The organism is Achromobacter sp. SD115 (genome assembly GCF_017355315.1).
Classification (GTDB): Bacteria; Pseudomonadota; Gammaproteobacteria; order Burkholderiales; family Burkholderiaceae_B; genus Achromobacter; species Achromobacter xylosoxidans_B.
Window position 1 is genome coordinate 1 of the sequence record NZ_JADIJM010000018.1, and the last position, 24,271, is coordinate 24,271.

The following is a 24,271-nucleotide window of genomic DNA, read 5'->3' on the forward strand; positions in this document are numbered from 1 at the left end:
TGTACCGCCGCCGCCCGCCCCGGCCGCGCAGCGCAAGAAGGGCGCTGTGCGCGCCCTTCGAGGGTGGAGCAATACCTGGTGGCGGGGCTCAGCCCGGCCAGGACTGTTCGCGGCGTTCCTTGGCCTTTTCCTGCAGCCAGCGCTCGACCGACGGAAACACGAACTTGCTCACGTCGCCGCCCAGCTGCGCGATTTCGCGCACGATGGTGCCCGAGATGAACTGGTACTGGTCCGAGGGCGTCATGAACAGCGTTTCGACGTCGGGCAGCAGATGGCGGTTCATGCCAGCCATCTGGAACTCGTACTCGAAGTCGGACACGGCGCGCAGGCCGCGCACGATGACGCGGCCGCCCTGGTCGCGCACGAAGTCCTTGAGCAGGCCGCCGAAGCTTTGCACTTCCACGTTGGGATAGTGGCCCAGCACTTCGCGCGCGATTTCCACGCGCTCGTCGATGCTGAAGAAAGGCTTCTTGTTGCGGCTAATGGCGATCCCAACCACGACTTTGTCGAAAAGCGTGGCGGCACGGCGGACCAGATCCTCGTGGCCTCTGGTCAGCGGGTCGAAAGTGCCGGGATATACAGCGGTGATCATACGAGCTCCGTACCGTTATAAGTGGTGTACACCATCCTCCGAAGCTCGGATTATTGACCTATTTGCGCAATGCAGCAAATTCCAGCAGATGGTAGTGGACCGCGCCTGCCTTGTCTTGCCGCAAGATCGTGAATCCTTCGGGGGCTTCGATGGGGCTTTCCGCCTCTACGTAGACTAGCCCATGCTCGGTCAGAATGCCCGGCAGAATCGGCCACAGGCGCGGCAGCCAACCCTGGCCGAAGGGCGGATCCAGCAATATCAGGTCAAACCGGGACGCATCCATGCGTTCGGCGACCTGCATGGCGTCGCCCACGTGGATGCGTATCATGTCGGCTTTGAGCTTGTCGCGCAGTGTCCGCAGCGCGGACGCGGCGGTCTTGTCCCGCTCGACCATCTGCACATGCGCCACGCCGCGCGAGGCCGCCTCGAAGCCGAGGGCGCCACTGCCGGCGAACAGATCCAGCACCTGCTTGTCGGCGAACTCGCCGCCCCACAGGTGATTGAGCCAATTGAACAGCGTCTCGCGCACCCGGTCGGGCGTGGGGCGCAGCGTCTCCACGTCGGGTACGGCAATGGGGGTGCGTCTGTATTGGCCCCCGACGATACGAATATACTTGTTACCCATGTTTAGCCGCTTCTTCAAGAAAAAATCCCCTCCGCCCGCCGCGCCGGTCCAACCCGCGCCGCCGCCGGAGGCCGCAGACGCCGTAGCCGCGCCTGCCGAGCCCGCCGCCGTCCCGGTCACGCCGGCGCCTGTGGCCGCCGAGCCGCGCCGCGAACCGGGCATCGAACCGGCCGCCGCCGCGCCGGCCGTCATCGCCCCGGCCGTCATCGCCCCGGCTGCTGCCGCCCCGGCTGCAACGCCTGTTGTTCCGCCTGTTGCTGCGCCGCATGAAGCGCCGGCTGTAACGCCCGCGCCGGCTGCGCCCGCAGCATTTTCGCCGGCGCCCGCTCAGGCATCGTCGCCGGCACCTGTTCCGGCGCCGGCACCTGTTCCGGCGCCAGCGCCTGCCCCGGCAGCGGCTCCCGCACCTGTCGCGGTTTCCGCGCCAGCGGTAGCAACGCCGGCGCCGATCTCCGCTCCTGCGCCCGTTGCGGCTGCGCCGGCCGTACCGGCTCCCGCGCCTGCTCCCGAGCCCGTCGCTGAAGCTCCCAAGAAGGCCTCGTGGCTGTCCCGCTTGAAGCAGGGGCTGTCGCGCACGGGCCAGAGCATCGGCGGCATCTTCGTCGGCGTGAAGGTCGACGAGAACCTCTTCGAGGAACTCGAATCGGCGCTCATTATGGCCGATGCGGGTCTGGAGGCCACCGAAAAACTCCTGACCGCGCTGCGCGCCCGGGTCAAGAAGGAACGCATCGAGGACCCGGCCAAGGTGAAGACGGCCCTGCGCCAACTGCTGGCGGACCACCTGCGCCCGCTGGAACGTGCCTTCGACCTGAAGCGTACCCAGCCCCTGGTCGTCATGATCGCCGGCGTCAACGGCGCCGGCAAGACTACTTCCATCGGCAAGCTGGCCCACACCTTCCAGCGCCAGGGCGCCAGCGTGCTGCTGGCCGCCGGCGACACGTTCCGCGCCGCCGCGCGCGAGCAGCTCATCGAATGGGGCAGCCGCAACAACGTGACGGTGATCTCGCAGGACGGCGGCGATCCGGCGGCGGTGGCGTTCGACGCCGTCAACGCGGGCCGCGCGCGCGGCATGGGCGTCGTGATGGTCGATACCGCAGGCCGCCTGCCCACGCAGCTGCACCTGATGGAAGAGCTGAAGAAGATCCGCCGCGTGATCGGCAAGGCGGATGCCGCCGCGCCGCACGAGGTGCTGCTGGTGGTGGATGGCAACACGGGCCAGAACGCCTTGGCGCAGATCCGCGCTTTCGACGCCGCAATCAATCTGACGGGCCTGGTCGTGACCAAGCTGGATGGCACCGCCAAGGGCGGTACGCTGGCCGCCGTGGCCGCGGGCAGCCAGGGCGTGCGCCCGATCCCGGTGTATTGGATCGGCGTGGGCGAAAGCCTGGAAGACCTGCAGCCCTTCGTGGCGGACGAGTTCGCCGGGGCCTTGCTGGCGGATTGATGCCCGTGGATCCGGCGCGCTTGCGCTGGCAAAAACAAAGGGACGGCGCATGCCGTCCCTTTTGCGTTCAAGCCCGCATCACTTCCAGAATGGTTTGCTGGCGGCGAGGTCGTCGAAGGCTTTCTGCGCGTCGTCCGCCAGTTCTTCCAGGCGGGCGCTGATCCAGCCCAGGGCGAACCAGGCTTGCGGGTGGGTGGCGGTACACGACTCGTAATAGTCCTTGGCCACTGCCAGGTCGTTGATCTCGCCCAGCACGTCCTGCACGCGCGACAAGAGCTTACGATAGCCGCGCAGCTTGCCCGAGGGCAGCAGTGATTCCGCGAACGCCAGGCTGTAGCGCAGCCGTTTGCCGCGCTTGCGCAATTCGTGGCGCGTGGGGATGTCCAGCGTCGCAAACTGCGTGCCCTGGTCGGCCACCTTGCTGTGCCAGCGATGCAGGCGCCGCGCGAGCTGCTTGTGCAGGCGTTGCGGATCGGGTTCGGGCGCCAGCATGGGGATGATGGTGGGTTTGACGCTGGGACCGGCCACGCCGCCTTCCAGCCGGATGGCGGGTTCGGGCGCGGTGTCGCTGGGGGTGCCGTTGGCGATGGTCTGGTTGTCGATGGCGGGCAGGGCCGGCGGCACGTCCAGGCTCCATTCCAGCAGGTCCAGCAGCCAGGCCTGGAAGGTCTTGCCGCCGGCGATGCTGCGCGCGTCCTGTTCCGGGGGCGCGGCTTCCATGGGGATGACCGGCATGCCCGCCCGTATCAGCGCGGGCGCCACGGTTTCGTTCAGCACGTCCTGGTCGCGGTTGGCGCCGAAGGCGGCGAAGTGCGTGCGCACGCCTTGCAGCAAGGCGTCCGGAATCGGCGCGATCCAGCCGTCGAACAGCTTCCAGGCCGAACGCAGTCGGCGCACGCCCACGCGCAGCTGATGCACGTGTTCGGAGTTGCCGGCGCGGTAGACGCCTTCGGTGTCGACCTCGGCCAGCACCGAGGCGTTGCGCGCGATCTGGTCCAGGCATTCCGCCGCGATGCGCGCCATGGCCTGGGGCGCCGTCATATCTTCGCGCAGCTTGACCGATGCGGCGCCGCGCGGCGCCCAGAACTGGGCGATGGCTTGGGCGCGGCGGGCTTCGAGGTCATCGCCCGGGATGGCGTCTGCATCTGCCAGGCGCTGAGCCAACTGGGCCAGCGCATCGCCGCGTTCGGACTTGCTGCGCGGATCCAGCACCAGGCTGTGGCGCTGCTGCCAGCCGCGGGCTGCGGCGAAGATGGCGGCGGGGCGGCCCGACACCAGTTCGAATTCCAGTTCAGAGATCGGCAGTTCCAGCGCCCCTGCGCGCAGGATGCCGGTGTCGTAGGCCAGCTCCACCGTGCCGTAGCGTGTGCGGACCTTGCGCAGCAGCCGCTGCACGTCGGTTTCGTAGCGCAGGCCCAGTTCGCCCTTGACGGCCGCCAGCGCGGCTTCGACCTCGGTGCCGGCGTAGACCGACAGGTCCAGCACCGGGCCCGGTCGCGGGTGATTGAGTTCGATGCGCGTGATGGCGTTGATGCCGGGCATCTTCAGCGTCTGCACCCAGTCGCGGCCTTCCTGGCGCAGCCGGATGGCGATGCGCGCCCGCGCAAGCTCGCGTTCGGGCGTATCGAAGTACATGGCATGCAGGCGGATACGGGTCGCCTCGCGTTGCTTGATCTCTCGCTGCACCGCCTGGCGCGAAGCCGCGGGCACGTGCAGTTTCAATTCCTGTTCCGACATGGCGGCGGGTGTCCAACGGCAAAAGCCGAGATCTTAATCAAACGAGGGGGGCGATTTGATGACCGGTCATATTTATTTCACATTGAGCATAGACGGGTTTGCGGCGCATCAACAACTGGGGCAAAGGGCGCGAATCTTTGGCTGGAGTAGCGGACCAGGACAGTGGCGGGCAGACGTGCTTGAGCAGACATGAGCCCTGAAATTACCCAGTTTCAGTGATATGCATGGTTACGAATCGCTTTTCTAATTGTAATCGGCGGGTTACGCGGCCCGCGCCATCCGATTCCACACGCGTCCGCCTGGCGTCAGCCCGAGCGGGCCACGATTACAGAAGAGCCCAATGAACCATACGTATCGCATCGTCTTCAACCGCAGCGCAGGCTTGTGGCAGGTTGTAAGCGAGCATGCCCGCGGGCAAGGCAAGGGCGGCCGCCGTGCAAGCAGATCTGCGCGCAGACGCCTGCCCTTGATGGCGATGCTGCTGGCGGCCCTGGGTGCGACCGGCCAAGCGCAGGCAGGGCCGATGGTCACGCTTACCGGCGATACCACTTTCGGATCCTACTCAGATCTGAATTTGACGGTTGTTGGTCCGCTACACGTGGGCATATCCGGTGTAGGAACATTGACCGCCGCCGATGGCGGCCAGGTGACGATATTGCCGGGCCACACGCTCACTCTGGCCGACTCGGCCTCGGCTAACGGCACGATCAACATCGGCGCGGCTCCCGGCGCCGCGCCCGCGGGCGCCGGTTTCCTGGCGACGTCGCTACTCCAGTTCGGCGCGGGCACGGGCACGCTGAACTTCAACACCAACAACTTCCACGACTTCGCCGCGGCGCTGGTCAGCAGGGATGCAGGCACGCATCAGCTCAATCACTATGCCGGCTCCACGCGGCTGGTCGGTAATAGTTCAGGCTTCGTCGGCAAAACCACCGTCACGGGCGGAAACCTGCAGATCCTCAACATTCTGGGCACCACCGAAGGACGTATCGACGCCGGACAAGCGCCAGGCGCCACGGCCCGGGTCAGCGTGTTCAGCCCGGGCTCGACCTGGGCGCTGACGGACAACCTTTTCGTCGGCGGCGCCGGGCCCGGAGAGCTGAGCATCTTCAGTAGCGGCACGGTCTCGAACCAGTTTGCAACGGTGGATGCTCAGCAGAACGACGCGGCGAAAGTGACGGTTTCCGGTGTCGGGTCGCTTTGGAGCAATCGCGCGGTGCTGCTGGTTGGCTCCGAAGGCGGGCGGGGCAGCGTGTCGGTCCTGGCGGGAGGATATGCGACCAGCGTCGATGGCGTTGTCGGGCGCACCCAGAACGGCAGCGGCGCCTTTCTGGTGTCGGGGGGCGGCTCCGCCTGGACCAATGGCGGCGAGCTCAGGGTGGGCGATGTCAACGGACAGGGCACGTTGACCATCGAATCGGGGGGCTTTGTCTCGAACAAAGACAGCTATGTGGGCAGCATGGGCGGCAGCGGCAACGTCGTTGTCCGCGGCGCCGGCTCCATCTGGGACAACAGCGGCGCGATGACCCTGGGGTTCGGCATAGGAACGGGGGCGGGCAGCCTGACGATCGCGCAAGGCGGCACAGTGAGCGTCGGCGTGAACGGTGGAGGGGCCATTTCCCTGGCGCAGGATCGGTTTCTTATCTTTCCCACCACCGGCACGATCAATATCGGGGCGGCGGCGGGGCAACTGGCCGCAGGTGCCGGCACGCTCAATGCCAGCGCGATCCAGTTCGGCGCCGGCATTGCGACCGTGAACTTCAACCATACCGAGCCTGCCTACACGTTTTCGACGCCGCTGTTGAGTACAGGCGCCGGCTCACATAGTCTGAACCAGATAGCCGGTACCACGTTGTTGACGGGCGCCAATGGCTCATTCCGCGGCAGGACCACGGTGTCCGGCGGCAAGCTGGTGGTGCTGGGCCAATTGGGAGGTTCGGCCGCCGTCACGGGCGGGGTCTTGCAGTACGGCAATGGCGTCACGGGCGCGGCCAACTCCCTGAGCGACAACCTGAAGGTCTCCGGCGCCGGCAGCACGCTGGCGGTGCAGCGGGGCGCCTCGCTGGCGGTCGCGGGCGATGTGGAAATGGCCGACGGCACCGTGCTGGACCTGATGGCCGGCACGGGCAGTCCGCTATTGCAGGCAAACAAAGTCACGCTGGGCGATGGCGTGGTGTTCAGGCTGAGCGGCCTCGCCGACAAGAACGCGCTCGATACCGTGTTGATCCACGCGCCCACGGGCGGCATCGATGGCGACTTCAGCGCCGTCAGCGTGGGCGGCTTCACCGGAGAGGTCGACTATCTCACCGTCAACACGCACAAGTCCGCCGACAACACGCAGTACCTCGCCACCTACGGCCTGAGCTGGACCGCCAGCAACAATCTGGCCCATGGCACTTTCACGCTGACGGATGCGTCGAACAGCTTCACGCTGGGGTTGCCACTTTCCGACCAGGCCGCCAATGTCGCCGCCGGTTGGGACGGCAAGACCCTGACCAAGGCTGGCGCAGGCACGCTGGTGCTGCAGGGCGCCAACACTTACAGCGGCGGCACGGCCATCCTGGGCGGCACGTTGCAGGTCGATCGCGATGCCAACCTGGGCGCCGCCGCCGGGGGGCTGCGCTTTGGCGAAGGCACGCTGGTGACCACCGCCAGCTTCGATATGGCACGCGCCGTTACGCTGGGACAGACGGGGCGCTTTGACGTGGCCGCGAACACCACGCTGGGACTGACGGGCGCGGTGTCGGGTGCTGGAGCCTTGGTCAAGAACGGCGCCGGCACGATGGTGTTGAGCGGCAGTAATAGTCACGGCGGCGGCACGACGATCGCCAGCGGCACGCTGCAGATAGACCGGGATGCCAATCTGGGCGCGGCTACCGGCGGCCTGGCCTTCGGCGACGGCGCGCTCGCCGCTACGGCCTCGTTCGACACCGCGCGTACCGTGTCGCTGGCGCAGTCGGGAAGATTCGACGTGGCCGCTGGCGCCACGCTGGGCCTGACCGGCACGGTGTCGGGAGCGGGCGCGCTGGCCAAGAGCGGCGATGGCACGCTGGTTCTGAGCGGCAGCAACAGCTATGGCGGCGGCACGCTGATTTCAGGAGGCCGGTTGCAGGTATCGAGCGATGCGAATCTGGGAGCCGCGTCCGGCGGTCTGAGTTTCGACGGCGGCACCTTGGCGACCATGGGCAGCTTCGATACCGCGCGGGCGGTCGAACTGACGAAGGTAAACAGTTTTGACGTGGCTGCCGGCACGACATTGGGCTTGGGCGGCGCCATAACGGGCAGCGGAGACCTGTTCCTGTCCGGGGCGGGTACGCTGCGCCTGGACAATGGAGCCAACGCCTACGGCAATACCTGGGTGCGGGCCGGCACACTGATCGGCCATGCCGGTTCGATCTCGGGCAACGTCGACATCAACAACATCGGCAGGCTGCTGTTCGAGCAGGCCGCCGATGCGCGCTTTGCCGGCGCCATCTCCGGCAACGGCGCGCTCGTCAAGAACGGCGCGGGCACGCTGAGCCTGGACGGCAGCAATTCCTACTCCGGCAAGACAACCGTGTCTGGCGGCCGGCTGGTGGTGCAGGGCGTCCTGGGGGGATCGGCCGAGGTCACGGGCGGCGTCTTGCAGTATGGCGATGGCGTAGCGGGCGCGGCCAACAGCCTGACGGGCAACTTGAACGTTGGCGCTGCGGGCAGCGCCCTGTCGGTTCAGGGGCCGGCGACGCTGGCGGTGGCGGGCGATGTCAATCTGGCGGATGGCACCCTTCTGGACATTGCTGCCGGCGCGGGCGGCCCGTCATTGCAGGCGGGCGGACTGACGCTGGGCGCGGGCGTCGCCTTCGCCCTCAGTGGCATAGGCAGCGCCAGCCAGCTCGACAAGGTGCTGATCTCCACTCGCGACGGCATCCGCGGCGATTTCGGGTCGGTGAGCGTGGGCGGCTTCAACGGCGCGGTGGACTATCTCACGGTCAATACGCGCAAGTCGGCCGACGGCTTGCAGTATCTCGCCAGCTACGACCTGAGTTGGACCGCGAACAACAATCTGGCGCATGGCACGTTCACGCTGAGCGATGCCGCCAATCGGTTCGTGGTCGGCGCGGATCTGGCAGACCAGGCGGCCAACGCCGCGACGGGCTGGAATGGACGGTCGCTGCTCAAGGCCGGCGCCGGCACGCTGGTCCTGAGCGGCAACAACACCTATAGCGGCGGCACCACGATCGCCGGCGGTACGTTGCAGGTCGCAAGCGATGCGAACCTGGGCGCGGCGTCTGGCGGCGTGGCATTCAACGGCGGCACGCTGGCGGCGTCGGCGTCCTTCGATACCGCGCGTGCCATGACGCTGACGCAGGCCGGGCGCTTCGAGGTGGCGGGCGGCGCAACGCTGGGGCTGGTTGGCACAGTCTTGGGCAACGCCGACCTGATCAAGACCGGAGCCGGCACGCTGCGACTGGACAACGCGGGCAACGCCTACGGCAATACCGTCATCCAGGAAGGCACGCTGATCGGCGATGTCGGGTCGATCCGGGGCAATGTCGACAACAATGGCTCCTTGGTGTTCGAACAAGGCGCGAACGCAACGTTCGGCGGCGCCATCTCCGGTGGCGGCGCGCTGGTCAAGAGCGGCGCCGGGACGCTGGCGCTGAGCGGCGACAGCTCGGGCTTTACCGGCAGTACCACGATTCAGGGCGGCCGGCTGGCCTTGAACGGCAAACTTGGCGGCGCGCTCAATATCGGCCAGGGCGGCGTGCTCGGAGGCCGCGGCACAGTGGGCTCGGGCGCTGGCTCGGTGGTGACCGTGGCGGCCGGTGGCACGCTGGCGCCAGGGAATTCCATCGGCACGCTGACCGTCGACGGCGATCTCGTCATCGAGAGCGGCGCGCGCTACGCCGTGGAAACCAATCCGCAGGGTGCCGATGCCGACCTCATCCATGTCACCGGCAATGCCACGATCAATGGCGGCTCGGTCGCGCATATCGGCATCGGCGGTGACTATGGGCTACGTTCCGTCTACACGATACTGGCGGCCGACGGCGCCTTGTCTGGCCGGTTCGACACGGTGACGTCCGACTATGCCTTCCTGACGCCGAAACTCGGCTACGACTACGGCGCGGGCCGCGTGTCGCTGGAATTGGCGCGCAACGGCACCGCGATGGCCACAGCCGCCGACACGCGCAACCAGCGCGCGGCGGCGGGCGCCATCGACAGCATCGGCATGGCGGCGGGGAATGGGCTTTACGACGCGATCGCCGTGCTGCCGGACGACAAGGGCTTGCTGCGCTCCAGCTTCGACCAGCTATCCGGCGAAATCCATGCATCGGCCAAGACCGTGCTGCTGGAGGACAGCCGCTACGTGCGCGACGCCGCCAACGAACGCCTGCGCTCGGCCGCAGGCGCGGTCGGCGCGTCGGCGGCGCCGGTGCTGGCGTCCGCCGGGGGCGGCGCCCGCCTGGCTCCGGCAACGGCGACGGGGCCAGCCAGCTGGATACAGGGCCTGGGTTCCTGGCGCCAGACCGATGGCGACGGCAATGCCGCCCAGGTCAAGAGCTCGACCGGCGGCTTTCTGCTGGGCGTGGACGCGCCCGTGTCCGACGCCTGGCGGCTGGGCCTGATGGCGGGCTACACCCGCACGGATCTCGACGTGCGCGACCGCGCGTCATCGGGCGACAGCGACAACTATCATCTTGGCGCCTACGGCGGCGGCCAGTGGGGCGCGCTGGGCCTGCGCGGCGGGCTGGCCTACAGCTGGCACGACATCGCCACGCGGCGCTCGGTTTCCATGCCCGGCTACTCTGATCGCCTCAAGGCCAACTACGATGGCCGCACGGTCCAGGCTTTTGCGGACCTCAGCTATCGCATCGACACGCGCATCGCCGCGCTCGAACCGTTCGCCAACCTGGCTTACGTCAATCTCAAGACCGACGGCTACAGCGAAAGCGGCGGCGCTGCGGCGTTGCGCGCAAGCAGCCAGACCACCGAGACCACCTACACGACGCTCGGCTCGCGGGTCATGTCCAGTTTCGAACTGGGCAGCGCGCAAGCCACGGCCCGGGGATCGCTGGGCTGGCGCTACGCCTTCGGCGACTTGAAGCCCACAGCCACCCAGGCATTCTCCGCTGGCGATGCATTTACCGTGGTCGGCGTACCCATCGCGAAGAACAGCGCGGTGCTGGAAGCGGGGCTGGATGTGCAGGTGTCGCGCAAGGTGTCGTTCGATCTGTCATACCAAGGGCAGCTCGCAAGCGGGGCGCAGGACCACGGTGTCAGGGCCGGGGTAAGCGTGCGGTTCTGATTCGCCGGCGCAAAAAAAACCGCCCGTTTCCGGGCGGAGCAAAGGAACGCTGTAGGGATCCGCGGACGCGTCAGAGGATGCGCTTGCGGACCTGCGTGATGACGATTTCGGCCACGACGACCACCGCGAAGATGGCGGCCAGCACCAGCGCCACGCGGTCCCACTGGAACAGGTTCAGCGCCGTGTCCAGCGCCATGCCGATGCCGCCTGCGCCCACCAGCCCGAGCACGGCCGATTCGCGCACGTTGATGTCCCAGCGCAGCAGCACGATGGACCAGAAGGCAGGACGGATCTGCGGCCAGTAGGCGTACCAGATCACCGAGGCCTTGCTGGCGCCGGTGGCGGTGACGGCTTCGATGGGGCCGCGCTGCGCTTCCTCGATGGCTTCGCCCACCAGCTTGCCGACGAAGCCGATGGAGCGGAACGCGATGGCCAGCGTGCCGGCCAGGGCGCCCGGCCCGAAGATGGCAATGAACAGCAGCGCCCACACCAGCGAGTTGACCGAGCGGCTGGATACCAGGATCAGCCTGGCCAGCATGTTGACGGTCTTGCTGGGCGTGAGGTTGTTGGCCGCCAGCAGGCCTACCGGCACCGCCATCACCACGGACAGGATGGTGCCCAGCGTGGCGATGTGCAGCGTTTCGATCAGCGCGCCATGCACGCCTTCCGGGTAGTAGGCCCAGTCTATTGGCCACATGCGCCGGAACAGGTCAGCCATCTGCTCGGGCGCGTCGTACAGGAACTCCGGAATGACCTCGACGCCGCGGATCGCCTGCACGATGGCCGCGACCACCAGCAGGTAGAGCGCGAAGCGCAGCAGGCGCTGGCCCATGCTGTAGCGTTGCCAGACGCGCGGCGAGCCTGCCGGATTCAAGGTGGAAGCGTGGGCGTTCATTCGTCCACCTCCGCCCGGCGCTTGACTGGCGTTGCGCTGCTGCCGATGCCGCGCGCGCCGGCAAAGCGGCCTTGCAGGATGCGGTCAAAGCCCAGGTTGTCCAGGAACACGGCGCGCACGAAGCCGGCCAGGATTTCGCCCAGCATGATGATGGCGATCAAGGTCAGCAGGATGGCGCTGACGAAATCGTAGTCGAAGCGCTGGAACGCCGAGAACAGCGTGCCGCCGACGCCGCCCGCGCCCACGATCCCCACCATGGTGGAGTTGCGCAGGTTGGAGTCGAACTGGTAAGTCGCAAAGCCGATGAAGCGGGCGAACACCTGCGGCAGCACGCCGAAGATGATTACGTTGGCGAACGACGCGCCGGTGGCGCGCACGGCTTCTACCTGCTTGAGCGAAATTTCCTCGATGGCTTCGGTGAACAGCTTGCCGATGAAGCCGACCGACGCGACCGTCAGCGCCAGGATGCCGGCCAGTGCGCCGAAGCCCACGGCCTTGACGAACAGGATGGCGACGATGACGGGGTGCAGCGCGCGGCACAGCGCCACGATGGCGCGGGCGGGCCACGAGACCCAGGTCGGCATCATGTTGCGCGCGCCCAGCAAGCCGATGGGCAGGGCGATGAGGATGCCCAGTACCGAGGCCAGCACCGCGATTTCCAGGCTCTCCGCGATGCCCTTCCACAAGGTGGCGGGCTTTTCGAAGTTGGGCGGGAACATGCGCGCCAGGAACGTGGAGGCGTGGCCCATGCCGGTTTCGAAGCGGGCCCAGCTGAAGTCCAGCTGCGCGCCGGCATACAGCGTATAGGCCAGCAACAACAGCACGCCGGCCTTGGCGCGCCCGGACATGGCGAAGGGGCGGGCGCCTTGGGGTGGGATCATTCCAGCCAAGACTCGCCTCCGTAGATGGTCTTGAGCATGGCGGCGTCCAGCCCCTGGCCGTCGCCGTCATAGACCACGTGTCCGCCGGACATGCCGACGATGCGGGTAGCGTAGCGGCGGGCCAGTTCGACGTCGTGGATGTTGACGATGACGGGGATGCCCGTGGCGCTGCCCTGCTCGGATAGCAATTCCATGATCTCGACGGAGGTCTTGGGATCGAGCGAGGAGGTGGGCTCGTCGGCCAGCAGCAGCTGCGGGCGCTGCATCAGCGCGCGGGCAATGCCCACGCGCTGGCGCTGGCCGCCCGACAGCGCGTCGGCGCGCTGGTCGGCAAAGCCCGCCAGGCCCACGGTATCCAACAGCTTGTAGGCGTGCTGGATGTCCTCGGGCTCGAAGCGGCGCATCCACGCTTTCACGGCGGAGGTGTAGCCGAGCCGTCCGGTCAGCAGGTTTTCCATGACCGTCAGGCGTTCGACCAGGTTGTATTCCTGGAACACCATGCCGATGCGGCGGCGCGCGCGGCGCAGCGACGCGCCACGCACGCGGGCCAGGTCCACGGATCCATCCTGCGACTGCAGCACGATCTCGCCCTTGGTGGGTTCGATCAGCCGGTTGATGCAACGCAGTAGCGTGCTCTTGCCGGTGCCCGAGGGGCCGATGATGGCGGTCAGCCCCTGTCCCGCGATCTGCAGGTCGATGCCGTTGAGTACCGGCCGGCCGGCCCGGTATTCCTTCACCAGGCCGGAAATGCGTAGCGACGTCGTCATACGGAATTACTTCTTGCTCTTGGCGGATTCGCGGTCGTAAGCGGCGCGGTTGAAGCTTTCGCCACCGGATTCGGCGACCTGGCGCACGATGGCCCAGTCCTTCTCGTAGGTCACCGGATAGAAGCGGTCGGCGCCGTCGAAGGCCTTGGACATTTCCGCCGGGAAGCGGTAGTCGTAGAAGCACTTGAGCATCTGGTCGCGGAACTTGGGTTCCAGGTCATGCGCGTAGGCGAACGACGAGGTCGGGAACTTCTCGCTCTTGTAGATCACGCGGAAGTCGGCTTCCTTGACCTGGCCGCGTTCGACCATGCGCTTGAACACGTCCGAGGCCACGGCGGCGGCGTCGTAGTCGCCGGAGTTCACGCCCATGACGGACTGGTCGTGCTTGCCGGAGAAGATGACCTTGTAGTCCTTGTCGGGGGTCAAGCCTTCCTTGGGGAACAGCGCCACGGGCGCCATGTGGCCCGAGTTCGACGAGGGCGCGGTGTGCGCCAGCTTCTTGCCCTTCAGGTCGGTCAGCTTCTGGTACGGGCTGTCCTTCTTGACGATGACGATCAGGTTGTAGCCCTGGAAGCCGTCGGCGTAGCCCTTGACCGCGAACGGCACGGCGCCCGCGATGTTCACGGCGAAGGCAGTGGGGCCGGTCGAGAAACCGCCCACGTGCAGGCGGCCCGAGCGCATGGCCTCGATTTCCGCGGCGTTGCTTTGCACCTGATAGAACACCACGCGCTTGCCCGTGCATTCGGACAGGTGCTTGGTGAAGGGCTTGAAGATGTCTTCGTAGACCGCCGGGTCTTCCACCGGGGTGTAGGTGAACACCAGGGTGGACGGCGTCTTCAGCTTGGCCGGATCGGTGGGCGTGTCGGCCACCAGATCCTTGTTGGCGTCGCAGTACATCTGGTCCAGGTCGCCGCGGTTGGAGCAGGCGTCGGCGGCTTGCGCGGCGGACGCACCCAGGGCGAAGGCGGCCAGCGTGGCCGCTTGAAGCAGGCGCAGAGCTTGCATCTTGTGTCTCCTCTTTCTTTGTTTGTGTGACGTGTCACTTAATTCAACCTGAATTCAAACATGGAAGAGGAGGGGACGCACTCGGGAAAGTCCCTGTGTTTCTTTTCGGCTTTTGTTCGTTTTATTCGATTTATGTTCGTTTTTGCGCGAATTTCAGCCTATCAGGTCCGGTACCCGAGCTTGCGCGAGATTTCCTGCGCGCAGGCCAGCAGCGGCCTGGCGATGGCACCGTCCCAGGCCACGTCGAACAGTCCGGTGGGGCCCAGGCTGGTCAGGGCCAGAACGATATTGCCGGTGTTGTCGAAGACCGGCACCGACAGCGCGTCCACGCCCGGCAGCGGATTGCCCAGCGCGCGCGCCATGCCGTGCACGCGGATGTCGGCCAGTTGGGCCTCGATGTTGGCGCGCGAGGCCTTGCGCGGGGGCGGGGTGCTGGCGATGACGGCGGTGTCGCCTTCCTCGCGCGCGATGTAGTGTTCGCTGACCTTGGGCGGCAGCCAGGCCGCGAACACCAGGCCGGTGGCCGTGTGCAGCATGGACATCACCGTGCCCTTGCGCATGTTCACGTGGACCGGGTAGCTGGCTTCGGTCATGTGGATCATGGTGGGGCCGTGCGAGCCCAGCACCGCGATGCCCAGGGTATGGCCGATTTCCGATTGCAGCTTGGCGATTTCCGGCATGGCGACGCGCACCGGGTCCAGGCGTTGCAGGCTGACTAGCCCCATCTGCAGGGCAAAGGGGCCCAGTTCGTACTGGCCGGTGATGGCGTCCTGCTGCACCAGGCCGACGCGGATGAAGCTGACCAGGTAAGGGTGCGCCTTGGCCGAGGTCATGCCGGCGCCCGCGGCCAGGTCGCGCAGGGTCAGGGGCTTGCCGGCGTCGACCAGGGCGGCCAGCAGCGGCACGCCCACCTCGATCGACTGGATGCTGCGGCGGCCATCGTTGGCGGCCGGGGAGGAAGCGGAAGGGGATGTCGCCACGGTGTGCGGACCTCAGGCCGGCTGTGCTGGGGTGGACCGCGCGGCGAGCAGCCGGTCGGCCATTTCGACGAAGCCCGCGCCGCCGTGGAAGGCGGCGACGAAGGCGGGACGGTGCGTCAGGCGGTGCAGTTGGGCCTGGATATTGGCCACGCCGACCGAAATCGGGAAGTAGGCGAACATGGGCTCGTCGTTGGGCGAGTCGCCGATGAACAGGGTGCTGTCCAGGGCGTTGGCCACGTCCGCGCCGAACTCGCGCTGGAACATGGTGCGCGTCATGGTGAGCTTGTCATAGTCGCCGAACCAGCCATTGACGTGGATGGAGCTGACCTTGGCCTGGGCGCCGGCTTCCTCGAAGATCTGGACGATGCGGCTGATGGCGGAATCGGGCAGGGCCGGCACGTCTTCGCAGAAATCGATGGCCAGGTCGGCCACGCGGTAATCCTGGTCGCTGGCGACGGCGGCACCCGGCACTTCGGCCAGGACGCGGTCGCGGATGGCGTCCAGCTTGCGGCGGCTGGCCTGGCGCGAGGCGGCGTCGGTCCAGTAGTGGGTGGTCATGCGGCGGGCCTGGCGATCATAGGCGTAGTAGAACGCGCCGTTCTCGCCGACCACGGCGCGCACCGGCCACATGCGGGCGATATGGTCGCACCAGCCGGCCGGGCGGCCGGTGATGGGTACGACCTGGATGCCAGCCTGCTCCAGGCGCTCCAGCGCCGCGTAGGCGTCCGCCGGCAGGCGGCCCTCGGTGGTCAGGGTGTCGTCGATGTCGGTCAGCACGACGCGGACGGCCGCCGCGACGGTCAAAGGCATGGCCGCAAGGGCTTGCATGTGGGGTTTCCTTGGCTCGGTTTTTAAGGGGTGGTCTCCGGGCGAAAGTTTACCGGAGGCCCCCGCCCGGCGGGGCCGGCAGGGCCGGATAGGGGTTCCGCCTCCAGGGGCGGTAAAATCCGGGCTTTCCCGCCTGGTTTACGTGCCCGCCATGTCCGTCCAGTTGTCCCCCTTGCCCGGCTCCGAGCCGGAATCCTTCGGTATCGCTTCGGTTGCCGAAATCATCGCCGAGCTGCGCGCCGGTCGCATCGTCATCCTGGTTGACGAGGAAGACCGTGAAAACGAGGGCGACCTGGTCATGGCCGCCGAATTCGTCACGCCCGAAGCCATCAACTTCATGGTGACCCATGGCCGCGGCCTGGTTTGCCTGACCCTGACCGAAGAGCGCTGCCGTCAGCTGGACCTGCCCCTGATGGCGGCCCGCAACGGCACGCGCTACGGCACCAACTTCACCCAGTCCATCGAGGCCGCCGAAGGCGTCGAGACCGGCATTTCGGCCGCCGACCGCGCCCGCACCATCCAGGTGGCGGTGGCGCGCGACGCCAAGCCCTCGGACCTGGTCCAGCCCGGCCACATCTTCCCGGTGCGCGCGGTGCCCGGCGGCGTGCTGGTGCGCGCCGGCCACACCGAGGCAGGCTGCGACCTGACCGCCATGGCCGGCCTGACGCCCGCCGCCGTGATCTGTGAAATCCTCAAGCCCGACGGCACCATGGCCCGCCTGCCGGACCTGGTGCAGTTCGCCCGCGAGCACGGCCTGAAGATCGGCACCATCGCCGACCTGATCCAGTACCGCAGCGAACACGAATCCATCGTCAAGCGCGTGGGCAAGCGCACCATGCAGACGGCCTGGGGCGAGTTCGAGGCCGTGGCCTACGAAGACGCCGCCACCGGCTCCGCCCATTTGGCGCTGGTGCATGGTAACGTGACTCCCGATGCCGAAACGCTGGTGCGCGTGCACGAACCGGCCTCCGTGCTGGACGTGCTGGACACCGGCGCCAGCCCGCACAGCTGGGGCGTGGCGCAGGCCCTGCAAGCGATTGTGGCCGCGCCTGCCGGGGTGCTGGTGCTGATGAATTGCCAATCGTCCACGGAACACCTGTTTGGCCAGATCGCCGGCTGGAATGATCCGAAGGCCCAGGCCAACCCCGCCAACGCCGACCGTTACGGCCTGCGCACCTACGGAATTGGCGCCCAGATTCTGCGTGACTTGAACGTGGGCCAGATGAAGCTGCTGGCCCGGCCGCGCAAGATGCCCAGCATGGCGGGCTTCTCGCTCACCATTACGGGTTACGATTGCGACCCTCCGAATACTCCCGCAACACACTGAAGGCCGACATATGAACCCTTACATCCTTACCCCCGACCTGAACGGCGAAGGGCTGCACATCGGCATCGTACGCGCCCGCTTCAACGAGGAAATCGGCCAGGCCGAACTCGAAGCGTGCCTGAAGGAACTGGCCGAACTGGGCGTGGACGAGCGCGACGTGATGGTCGCCACCGTTCCGGGCGCCCTGGAACTGGGCGTGGCCCTGTCCCACATGGCCGAAACGTTTGAATTCGACGCCCTGATCGCGCTGGGCGCGGTCATCCGCGGCGAGACCTATCACTTTGAAGTGGTCAGCAATGAAATGGCCACGGCAATCACCCGTATTTCCCTGGAAACCGGCATCCCCGTCGCCAATGGCGTGCTGACCGTCGACACCGACGAGCAGGCCCAGGCGCGCGCCGCCGGCAAGGGCCGCGATTGCGCCCAGGTGGCCGTTGAAATGGCCAACCTGGTGGCGGCCCTGGAGCCCGAGGAAGAAGACGAAGACGACGAAGACGAGGACGAAGATTTTGACGACGAAGAAGACGACGACCAGCGCTGATAGCGCGGCGCAAGCCCGCGCCAACGCGCGCAGCGCGCGCCGCCGCGCCCGTGAATTCGCCCTGCAGGGCGTGTACGCGTGGCTGCTGCGCGGCGGCGAAGGCACGCAGGACGCCGGCGAGATCGACGCCCATCTGCGCGACACCGAGGACTTTTCCGAGGCCGACGCGCAATGGTTCAAGACCTTGCTGCATGGCGTGCTGCGCGAAGCGCCCGCGCTGCGCCAGCGTTTCACGCCCTATGTCGACCGTCCGCTGGCGGAACTGTCGCCTGTCGAGCATGGCATCCTGCTGATCGGCAGCTTCGAACTGATCCATCACGTCGAAGTGCCGTACAAGGTCGCCATCAATGAAGCCGTCGAACTGGCCAAGTCGTTCGGCGGCACCGACGGCTTCAAGTTCGTCAACGGTGTGCTGGACAAGCTGGCGGCCGACGTGCGCGCGAACGAAGTTCAGGCCGCTGCTAGAAGGTAGGGGCTCCCCCCGAAGCGCTGCGCGCTTCCCCCGGGGGGGGGCACCGCTGCGGACCGGCGGAGCCGGATCCGCGCGGCCCGGATTGGGAGGCACCTGTTTCTTGCCACGCAAGGAGTGGGTTGGGGGTCTTCCTGGTTGTGCGGGGGCGCCGCATGATTTTTGGGGGTAGCAAGCCCCCGTGGGATTCAATGCCGGCCAGCAGCGCCGGACTGCGGAGTTGCCTTGGCGTCCGAATTTGATTTGATCGCGCGCTATTTCACGCGCGCGGCCCCGGTCGGCCTGCTGGGCGTGGGCGATGATTGCGCCCTGTTCCCTGTTCCGCCCGGCGAGCAGGTGGCCACCAGCACGGACCTGCTGCTGGAAGGCCGCCATTTCTTTCCTGATGTCGATCCGAAGTCGCTGGGGCACAAGGCTCTGGCGGTGAACTTGTCCGACCTGGCCGCCATGGGCGCCCGTCCCATCGGCTGCGTGCTGGGCCTGGCCTTGCCGCGGCTGGACGAGCCCTGGCTGGCGGCGTTTGCCGAAGGCTTCCATGCGCTGGCCGGCGCTCACGACTGCCCGCTGATCGGCGGCGACACCACCCGCAGCGCGCATGACCTTGCCATCAGCGTCACCGTGTTCGGCGCAGTACCCGCCGGGCAGGCCTTGCGCCGCGACGGCGCGCGCGTTGGGGACGACATCTGGGTATCGGGCGAACTGGGGGCGGCTGACGTCGCCTACCGCCTGCTGGACGGGCAGTACCCCGCGAACCCCGCGCTGCTCGCGGCGACCCGTGACGCCCTTGAATGGCCGCAGCCCCAGGTGGCGTTGGGCCTGGCGCTGCGCGGCATCGCCCATGCCGCCATCGACCTCTCCGACGGCTTGCTGCAGGACCTGGGCCACATCCTGGCCGCCAGCCGCGTGGGCGCTACGCTGCATTACGCCGAGCTGCCCGTGGCAGCCGCCCTGGCGTCCCTGGAAGATGCGCCGCTGCGCCGCGCGGTGCTGGGCGGGGGCGACGTCTACCAGCTATGCTTCACCGCGCCTACCTCCCGCCGCGAGGCCGTGCTGGCCGCGGCGGCGGCGGCCGGCGCGCGCGTCATCCGCGTGGGGCAGATCCAGGCGCAGCCCGGCCTGTCCGTGCTGGACAGCCAGGGCCAGCCCCTGGCCGAGCTGCCGGCGGGTTTCGATCACTTTCCCGCGGCCTGATCCGCCGCATTCCAACCCTCTTCCCCATGTCCGCGACCGACAATCGTCCCACCTCCATGCGCGACCGCGCCCGGACCGCATATCCGCCGCTGTCCTGGGTCTGCCGCGATCCGGGCCGGCTCATCGCCTTCGGCTTCGGCAGCGGCCTGATCCGGCCGGCGTCGGGCACCTGGGGCACGCTGCTGGCCTGGGCGATCTGGGTCGCCGCCGCGCCCGCCGCATCGGACCTGGCGATCGGCGCGTTCCTGGCGCTGGCTTTTTTGTACGGATGCTGGGCCTGCCATCGCGTCGGCCGTGAACTCCAGCAGTCGGATCATGTCGGAATGGTCTGGGACGAGATGGTGGCGTTCTGGCTGGTGCTCTGGCTGACGCCCGCGGGCTGGCTGTCGCAGGCGCTGGCGTTCGTGCTATTCCGCACGTTCGACATCGTCAAGCCGCCTCCCATCAAGTTCTTCGACGCCCACATCAAGGGCGGTTTCGGCGTGATGTGGGACGATATCGTGGCGGCCGGATATGCCTTGCTGGTCATGGCGCTGGTCGTGCGCACAGGAGTCTTGGGATGAGCGGACAACAAGAAGGCACCCGGCCCAATCTGTCGGCCGAACAGCTGGCGCAGGCGACGTCGCTGGCGCTGGCCGAAAGGCTGGGCGAAACGCTGCGGCGCAAGGGCTGGATGCTGGGCACGGCCGAATCCTGCACCGGCGGCCTGCTGGCCGGCGCGATGACCGCGGTGGCCGGTTCCAGCGACTGGTTCGAGCGCGGCTTCGTGACCTACAGCAACGAAGCCAAGGTCTCCGAGCTGGACGTTTCGCCCGACGCCTTGCACCACTTCGGCGCGGTCAGCGAACCGGTGGCGCTGGAGATGGCCAATGGCGTGCTGCTGGCGTCCCCCGCCGCGCATGTGGCCGTGTCCACGACCGGCATCGCCGGCCCGGGCGGCGCTACCCCAGGCAAGCCGGTGGGCATGGTGTGCTTCGGTTTCGCGCTGCGCGCGGGCGAAGGCATCAGCAGCCGCGCCGTTACCCACGTGTTTCCGGGCGACCGCGCGCAAGTGCGCCAGGCAGCGGTGGATTACGCGCTGCGAGGCCTGCTGGAATTGTTGGGAGCGCCGGTCAACCGGCGCTGAAGCTAGGGACTGCCGCGGCTGGGGGTGCAAGACCCCCGCCGGATCAGCGCACCGCGTTGATCGCGTCGCGCAAGCCCTTGGCCGCCGTGCCGGCGGCTTCGCGCCAGTCGTCGCCGCCGCTGGCGTAGATGATGGCGCGGGAAGAGTTGATCATCATGCCGCTGCGGGCGGCGTTGGCGCCTGCGTTCACGGTGGCGGTGATGTCGCCGCCCTGGGCGCCGATGCCCGGCACCAGCAGGGGTACCGCGTCGCCGATGCGCTCGCGCACCGCGGCCAGCTCATTCGGGAAGGTCGCGCCCACCACCAGGCCGCATTGGCCGTTGGCGTTCCATTTGTCGGCGACCAGGCCCGCGACGTGCAGGTACAGCGGCTCGCCATTGTCCATTTTCAGGAATTGCAGGTCCGAGCCGCCAGGGTTGGAGGTGCGGCACAGCACGATCACGCCGCGGTCGCGCCACGCGAGGTAGGGCTCGACCGAGTCCAGGCCCATGTAGGGGCTGACGGTCAGCGCATGCGCCTGGTAGCGCTCGTAGGCTTCGCGGGCATAGTTCTCGGCGGTGGAGCCGATGTCGCCGCGTTTGGCGTCGAGCACGATGGGCAGGTCGGGATGCTTCTCGCGGATGTGCTGGCACAGCGCCTCCAGCTGGTCTTCGGCGCGGTGCGCGGCGAAGTACGCGATCTGCGGTTTGAAGCTGCAGGCGTAGGGCGCGGTGGCGTCCACGATGTCGCGGCAGAACTGGAAGATGGCGTCCGGCTTGTCCTGCAATTCGCGCGGGAAGCGCTGCGGATCGGGATCCAGCCCGACTTGCAGGAGCGAGTTGCTGGTGGTCCAGGCGTGTTCGAGTTTTTGCAGGAAATTCATGGGAGTTCAGTGCAGTTTGACCCGCGGGCGCGTGCGCCGCATGAGCAGGCGGGCCAGGGCAAGGGAGGCGGTACGCGAGATGCCGAGCACCGCCTTGTGGTGCATCAGGTGCAGGCTCATGTACATCAGGCGTGCCAGTGTACCGCTTACGAACAGTCCCCGCCCCGCCAGCTTGCCCATCAGGCTGCCGACGCCGGCGTCCTGGCCCAGCGACACCAGGGAACCGTGGTCCTCGTAGACATAGGGCGCGGTGGGCTCGGCCGCGTGGCGCAGGCGCGCGGTGAGCTTCTTGGCCAGGTAGTCGGCTTCCTGATGCGCGGCCTGGGCGCGGGCCGGCACGCTGCGGCCGTCGCGCCAGGGCGCGGCGCAGCAGTCGCCCAGCGCCAGGATGTGCGGATCGGCGGTTTCCAGGCGCTCGTTCACTTCCAGCTGGCCTACCTTGTTCAGCGGCAGGCCCAGGTCGGCCAGCAGGGCCGGACCCTGGATGCCGGCGGCCCACATGCAGAGCTGGGCGGGGAATTCGCGGCCATCGGCCGTCTTGACGCTGTCGTCGGTGACTTCCGAGACCCGGCAGGAGGCTTCCACCCGGATGCCCAGCTCGGTCAGCCGCTTGGTGGCCGCCACTGAGATTTTTTCGGGCAGGGCCGACAGGATGCGCGGCGCGCCCTCGACCAGGGTGATGGCCAGGTCGCGTTCGGCTTGGAAATTGGGCAGGCCGTAGGCGCTGACCACATGGCTGGCCTCGACCAGTTCCACTGCCAGCTCGACGCCGGTGGCGCCTCCGCCCACGATCACCAGATCCAGCCGGGCCGAGGGGTTGCGCACCTTGGCCTGGTCCACCAGCGCCATGGCCTTGAGCATGGTCAGGCGGAATTGCTCGGCGTTTTCGGTGGAGTCCAGCGTCACCGCGTGTTCGGCCGCGCCGGGGGTATTGAAGAAATTGGAGGTGCTGCCCATCGCCAGCACCAGGGTGTCGTAGGCGAGTTCGCGGCGCGGCAGGACTTCCTGGCCCTGCGCGTCGTTCACGGCGTCCAGGGTGATGCGGCGTTGTTCGCGGTCGACCTGTTCCAGGCGGCCCTGCGCGAACGAAAACCCGTTCATGTGGGCCAGCATCAGGTAGGACAGGCCTTCCTGGTGGATGTCCAGCGTGCCCGCGGCCGCCTCATGCAGCGAGGGCTTCCAGATATGGAAGGGGCGGCTGTCGACCAGCGTGATGTGCTGCCGGCCGTGCACGCGGCCCAGCTTGGCCGCCAATTCCAGGCCGCCGGCACCGCCGCCGACGATGACAATGCGCTCAGAAGAATTGGGCGTCGATCTAGGCATCATGGCTCCCAGTATAAATAGCGGCGCATCTCCCCGGAGATGTTTAGCCGTGTCAATGCATGACGAAACGGCTGATGGCCACGCCCACCCAGACCGTCCCGGCGAAGATCAGCAGCAGCATCACCGCGGCGCTGCCCAGGTCCTTGGCGCGGCCCAGGAGCGGGTGCGATTCGACCGAAAGCGCGTCGGCCAGCGCTTCGATGGCGGAATTCAGCAGCTCCGCCGCGAGCACCATGATGACCGTGCCCACCAGGAAAAACACTTCGACCGTGGTCCGGCCGAGGAAGAACGCGGCCGGAATCATAAGCACGGCCAGCGCCAGTTCCTGGCGGAAGGCCGCCTCGTACTTGATGGCGGCCTTCAGGCCCTGCAGGGAGTAGCGCAGCGCGTTGAGGATGCGACGCAGGCCGCCTGTGCTCTTGTAGGGCGAATGATGCGGATTGTGTGACATGGATGCTGAAAGTGGGCTGGGTGTGGCGGCTTTTTAACAGATAAGCATTGCCCGCGAAGCCATCGCGCGAATCTTTGGGCAAACCCTAATTGTGACCTATGCGGGAGCGGCGCAAGATTTGATCAATTGGTAAGGCCACTTTACCTTTTGGCCTGAATTTTCCACCCAGTCCATGCCTATCCAGACCATCGAACCTCGCCGCCTGTACCGCCAGATCGCCGACCAGCTCCGCTTGCTGATCGAGACGGGCGAGTTTCCGGTCGGCGCGCGCCTGCCGCCTGAGCGCGATCTCGCGCTCAAGCTGGGCGTGTCGCGTCCTTCGGTGCGCGAGGCGCTGATCGCGCTGGAGGTCGAAGGTTGGGTGGAAGTGCGCATGGGCTCGGGCGTCTATGTGCAAAGCCTGGCCGGGGGGCCGCGCGCCAGCCTGACGGCCGAGAGCCCGCTGGAAACCATACGCGCCCGCCAGGTGATCGAGGGCGAGCTGGCCGCACAGGCCGCGCTGCGCAACACCCCCGCGCTGGTGGACGGGCTGGCCGAAGCCGTCGGCACCATGGAAGACGAGGCGCTTGCGGGCAATGTGCCCATCCGCGGCGACCGGCTGTTCCACCTGCGCGTTGCCGAGATGGCGAACAATGCCGTGCTGGTGCGCGTGGTGAGCGAGCTGTTCGACGAGCGCCACAACCCCCTGTCCGTGAAGCTGGGCGACTACTTCGAGAATCCGGCCAGTTGGGCGGCCGCCATTGCCGAACATCGCAAGGTGATCGACGCCATCCGCGCCGGCGACGACCGCGGCGCGCGCGCCGCCATGCACCACCATCTGGCCTGCTCGCATGACCGCCTCACCGCAAGCTGGCCCGGCGCGGACGCTCCCGGCCAGCCGCTAGCCAGCCGGGAGCAGACGACACCATGAGCATCACGCGCCGGTTCCCCCCGTTCGG

21 protein-coding genes are annotated in these 24,271 nt (G+C 67.5%); 9 read left to right on the top strand and 12 right to left on the bottom strand.

What is annotated here, in order from left to right; translation table 11 throughout:
• Positions 1 to 88 precede the first annotated feature (88 nt).
• Together coaD and rsmD are read right to left on the bottom strand one after the other, a co-directional pair.
• Positions 89 to 592, bottom strand: coding sequence for a pantetheine-phosphate adenylyltransferase (coaD, locus tag IPU70_RS22715; RefSeq protein WP_013396175.1), 504 nt, complete (start codon positions 590 to 592; stop codon positions 89 to 91).
• A gap of 58 nt (positions 593 to 650) precedes the next feature.
• Entirely contained in the window at positions 651 to 1,217 is a 567-nt protein-coding gene (rsmD, locus tag IPU70_RS22720) for a 16S rRNA (guanine(966)-N(2))-methyltransferase RsmD (RefSeq protein ID WP_054451938.1), read from the bottom strand.
• Between the two features lie 205 nt (positions 1,218 to 1,422).
• On the opposite strand from rsmD, the gene ftsY reads away from it, so the two are divergent.
• Positions 1,423 to 2,661 carry a signal recognition particle-docking protein FtsY gene (gene ftsY / locus IPU70_RS22725; protein ID WP_371819052.1) on the top strand — a complete coding sequence of 413 codons (1,239 nt, stop codon included), beginning with the start codon at positions 1,423 to 1,425 and terminating at the stop codon, positions 2,659 to 2,661.
• A gap of 78 nt (positions 2,662 to 2,739) precedes the next feature.
• Here ftsY and IPU70_RS22730 read toward each other — a convergent pair whose 3' ends face one another.
• On the bottom strand, positions 2,740 to 4,398 hold the full coding sequence (locus tag IPU70_RS22730; protein ID WP_207470558.1) for a CYTH and CHAD domain-containing protein: 1,659 nt from the start codon (positions 4,396 to 4,398) through the stop codon (positions 2,740 to 2,742).
• A 340-nt stretch (positions 4,399 to 4,738) separates the two neighbouring features.
• Here IPU70_RS22730 and IPU70_RS32840 point away from each other — a divergent pair, with 340 nt between their 5' ends.
• Positions 4,739 to 10,687 (top strand): autotransporter domain-containing protein, encoded by a 5,949-nt coding sequence (locus IPU70_RS32840; RefSeq protein WP_242702651.1) that lies wholly within the window; start codon positions 4,739 to 4,741, stop codon positions 10,685 to 10,687.
• 70 nt (positions 10,688 to 10,757) lie between these two features.
• Here the strand turns inward: IPU70_RS32840 and phnE (IPU70_RS22765) are convergent, their stop codons facing one another.
• The 6 genes from phnE (IPU70_RS22765) to IPU70_RS22790 all read right to left on the bottom strand — a co-directional run bounded on the left by phnE (IPU70_RS22765) (position 10,758) and on the right by IPU70_RS22790 (position 16,043).
• Positions 10,758 to 11,582 carry a phosphonate ABC transporter, permease protein PhnE gene (phnE, locus tag IPU70_RS22765; protein WP_207470560.1) on the bottom strand — a complete coding sequence of 275 codons (825 nt, stop codon included), beginning with the start codon at positions 11,580 to 11,582 and terminating at the stop codon, positions 10,758 to 10,760.
• Positions 11,579 to 12,463, bottom strand: a complete 885-nt coding sequence (gene phnE / locus IPU70_RS22770) for a phosphonate ABC transporter, permease protein PhnE (RefSeq protein ID WP_041654340.1) — start codon at positions 12,461 to 12,463, stop codon at positions 11,579 to 11,581. Before phnE (IPU70_RS22770) ends, phnE (IPU70_RS22765) begins: the two co-directional genes overlap by 4 nt.
• Positions 12,460 to 13,230, bottom strand: coding sequence for a phosphonate ABC transporter ATP-binding protein (gene phnC, locus IPU70_RS22775; RefSeq protein WP_013396168.1), 771 nt, complete (start codon positions 13,228 to 13,230; stop codon positions 12,460 to 12,462). Before phnC ends, phnE (IPU70_RS22770) begins: the two co-directional genes overlap by 4 nt.
• Positions 13,231 to 13,236: 6 nt before the next feature.
• Entirely contained in the window at positions 13,237 to 14,235 is a 999-nt protein-coding gene (gene phnD, locus IPU70_RS22780; RefSeq protein ID WP_013396167.1) for a phosphate/phosphite/phosphonate ABC transporter substrate-binding protein, read from the bottom strand.
• Between the two features lie 161 nt (positions 14,236 to 14,396).
• A complete protein-coding gene (locus tag IPU70_RS22785) occupies positions 14,397 to 15,215 on the bottom strand; it encodes an IclR family transcriptional regulator (RefSeq protein WP_207470562.1) in 819 nt (272 codons plus the stop codon).
• Between the two features lie 12 nt (positions 15,216 to 15,227).
• Positions 15,228 to 16,043 (bottom strand): HAD-IIB family hydrolase, encoded by an 816-nt coding sequence (locus IPU70_RS22790; RefSeq protein WP_207470563.1) that lies wholly within the window; start codon positions 16,041 to 16,043, stop codon positions 15,228 to 15,230.
• A 151-nt stretch (positions 16,044 to 16,194) separates the two neighbouring features.
• Between IPU70_RS22790 and ribBA the strand changes: the two genes are divergently transcribed.
• The 6 genes from ribBA (at position 16,195) to IPU70_RS22820 (ending at position 20,697) form a co-directional block, all read left to right on the top strand.
• Positions 16,195 to 17,370 carry a bifunctional 3,4-dihydroxy-2-butanone-4-phosphate synthase/GTP cyclohydrolase II gene (gene ribBA / locus IPU70_RS22795; RefSeq protein ID WP_207470565.1) on the top strand — a complete coding sequence of 392 codons (1,176 nt, stop codon included), beginning with the start codon at positions 16,195 to 16,197 and terminating at the stop codon, positions 17,368 to 17,370.
• Between the two features lie 10 nt (positions 17,371 to 17,380).
• Positions 17,381 to 17,911: a 6,7-dimethyl-8-ribityllumazine synthase gene (ribH, locus tag IPU70_RS22800; RefSeq protein WP_006391339.1), complete on the top strand. Its 531-nt coding sequence runs from the start codon at positions 17,381 to 17,383 to the stop codon at positions 17,909 to 17,911.
• Complete coding sequence (gene nusB / locus IPU70_RS22805) at positions 17,880 to 18,383, top strand: transcription antitermination factor NusB (protein ID WP_088142634.1); 504 nt, start codon at positions 17,880 to 17,882, stop codon at positions 18,381 to 18,383. The genes ribH and nusB overlap by 32 nt, the downstream gene beginning before the upstream one ends.
• 222 nt (positions 18,384 to 18,605) lie before the next feature.
• A complete protein-coding gene (gene thiL / locus IPU70_RS22810) occupies positions 18,606 to 19,571 on the top strand; it encodes a thiamine-phosphate kinase (RefSeq protein ID WP_207470568.1) in 966 nt (321 codons plus the stop codon).
• A gap of 56 nt (positions 19,572 to 19,627) precedes the next feature.
• Positions 19,628 to 20,134 (top strand): phosphatidylglycerophosphatase A, encoded by a 507-nt coding sequence (locus IPU70_RS22815; protein WP_207470840.1) that lies wholly within the window; start codon positions 19,628 to 19,630, stop codon positions 20,132 to 20,134.
• Positions 20,131 to 20,697, top strand: a complete 567-nt coding sequence (locus tag IPU70_RS22820; RefSeq protein ID WP_207470570.1) for a CinA family protein — start codon at positions 20,131 to 20,133, stop codon at positions 20,695 to 20,697. Before IPU70_RS22815 ends, IPU70_RS22820 begins: the two co-directional genes overlap by 4 nt.
• Before the next feature lie 43 nt (positions 20,698 to 20,740).
• On the opposite strand, the gene pyrF is transcribed toward IPU70_RS22820, so the two are convergent.
• Genes pyrF through IPU70_RS22835 form a run of 3 tightly spaced genes read right to left on the bottom strand, consistent with a single transcriptional unit; the run spans position 20,741 to position 23,333 of the window.
• Positions 20,741 to 21,559, bottom strand: coding sequence for an orotidine-5'-phosphate decarboxylase (gene pyrF / locus IPU70_RS22825; protein WP_013396159.1), 819 nt, complete (start codon positions 21,557 to 21,559; stop codon positions 20,741 to 20,743).
• A 6-nt stretch (positions 21,560 to 21,565) separates the two neighbouring features.
• Positions 21,566 to 22,885, bottom strand: a complete 1,320-nt coding sequence (locus IPU70_RS22830) for an NAD(P)/FAD-dependent oxidoreductase (protein WP_207470572.1) — start codon at positions 22,883 to 22,885, stop codon at positions 21,566 to 21,568.
• A 49-nt stretch (positions 22,886 to 22,934) separates the two neighbouring features.
• Positions 22,935 to 23,333, bottom strand: a complete 399-nt coding sequence (locus IPU70_RS22835; RefSeq protein WP_207470574.1) for a diacylglycerol kinase — start codon at positions 23,331 to 23,333, stop codon at positions 22,935 to 22,937.
• Between the two features lie 172 nt (positions 23,334 to 23,505).
• On the opposite strand from IPU70_RS22835, the gene IPU70_RS22840 reads away from it, so the two are divergent.
• Complete coding sequence (locus tag IPU70_RS22840) at positions 23,506 to 24,243, top strand: FadR/GntR family transcriptional regulator (RefSeq protein ID WP_207470575.1); 738 nt, start codon at positions 23,506 to 23,508, stop codon at positions 24,241 to 24,243.
• Positions 24,244 to 24,271 lie beyond the last annotated feature (28 nt).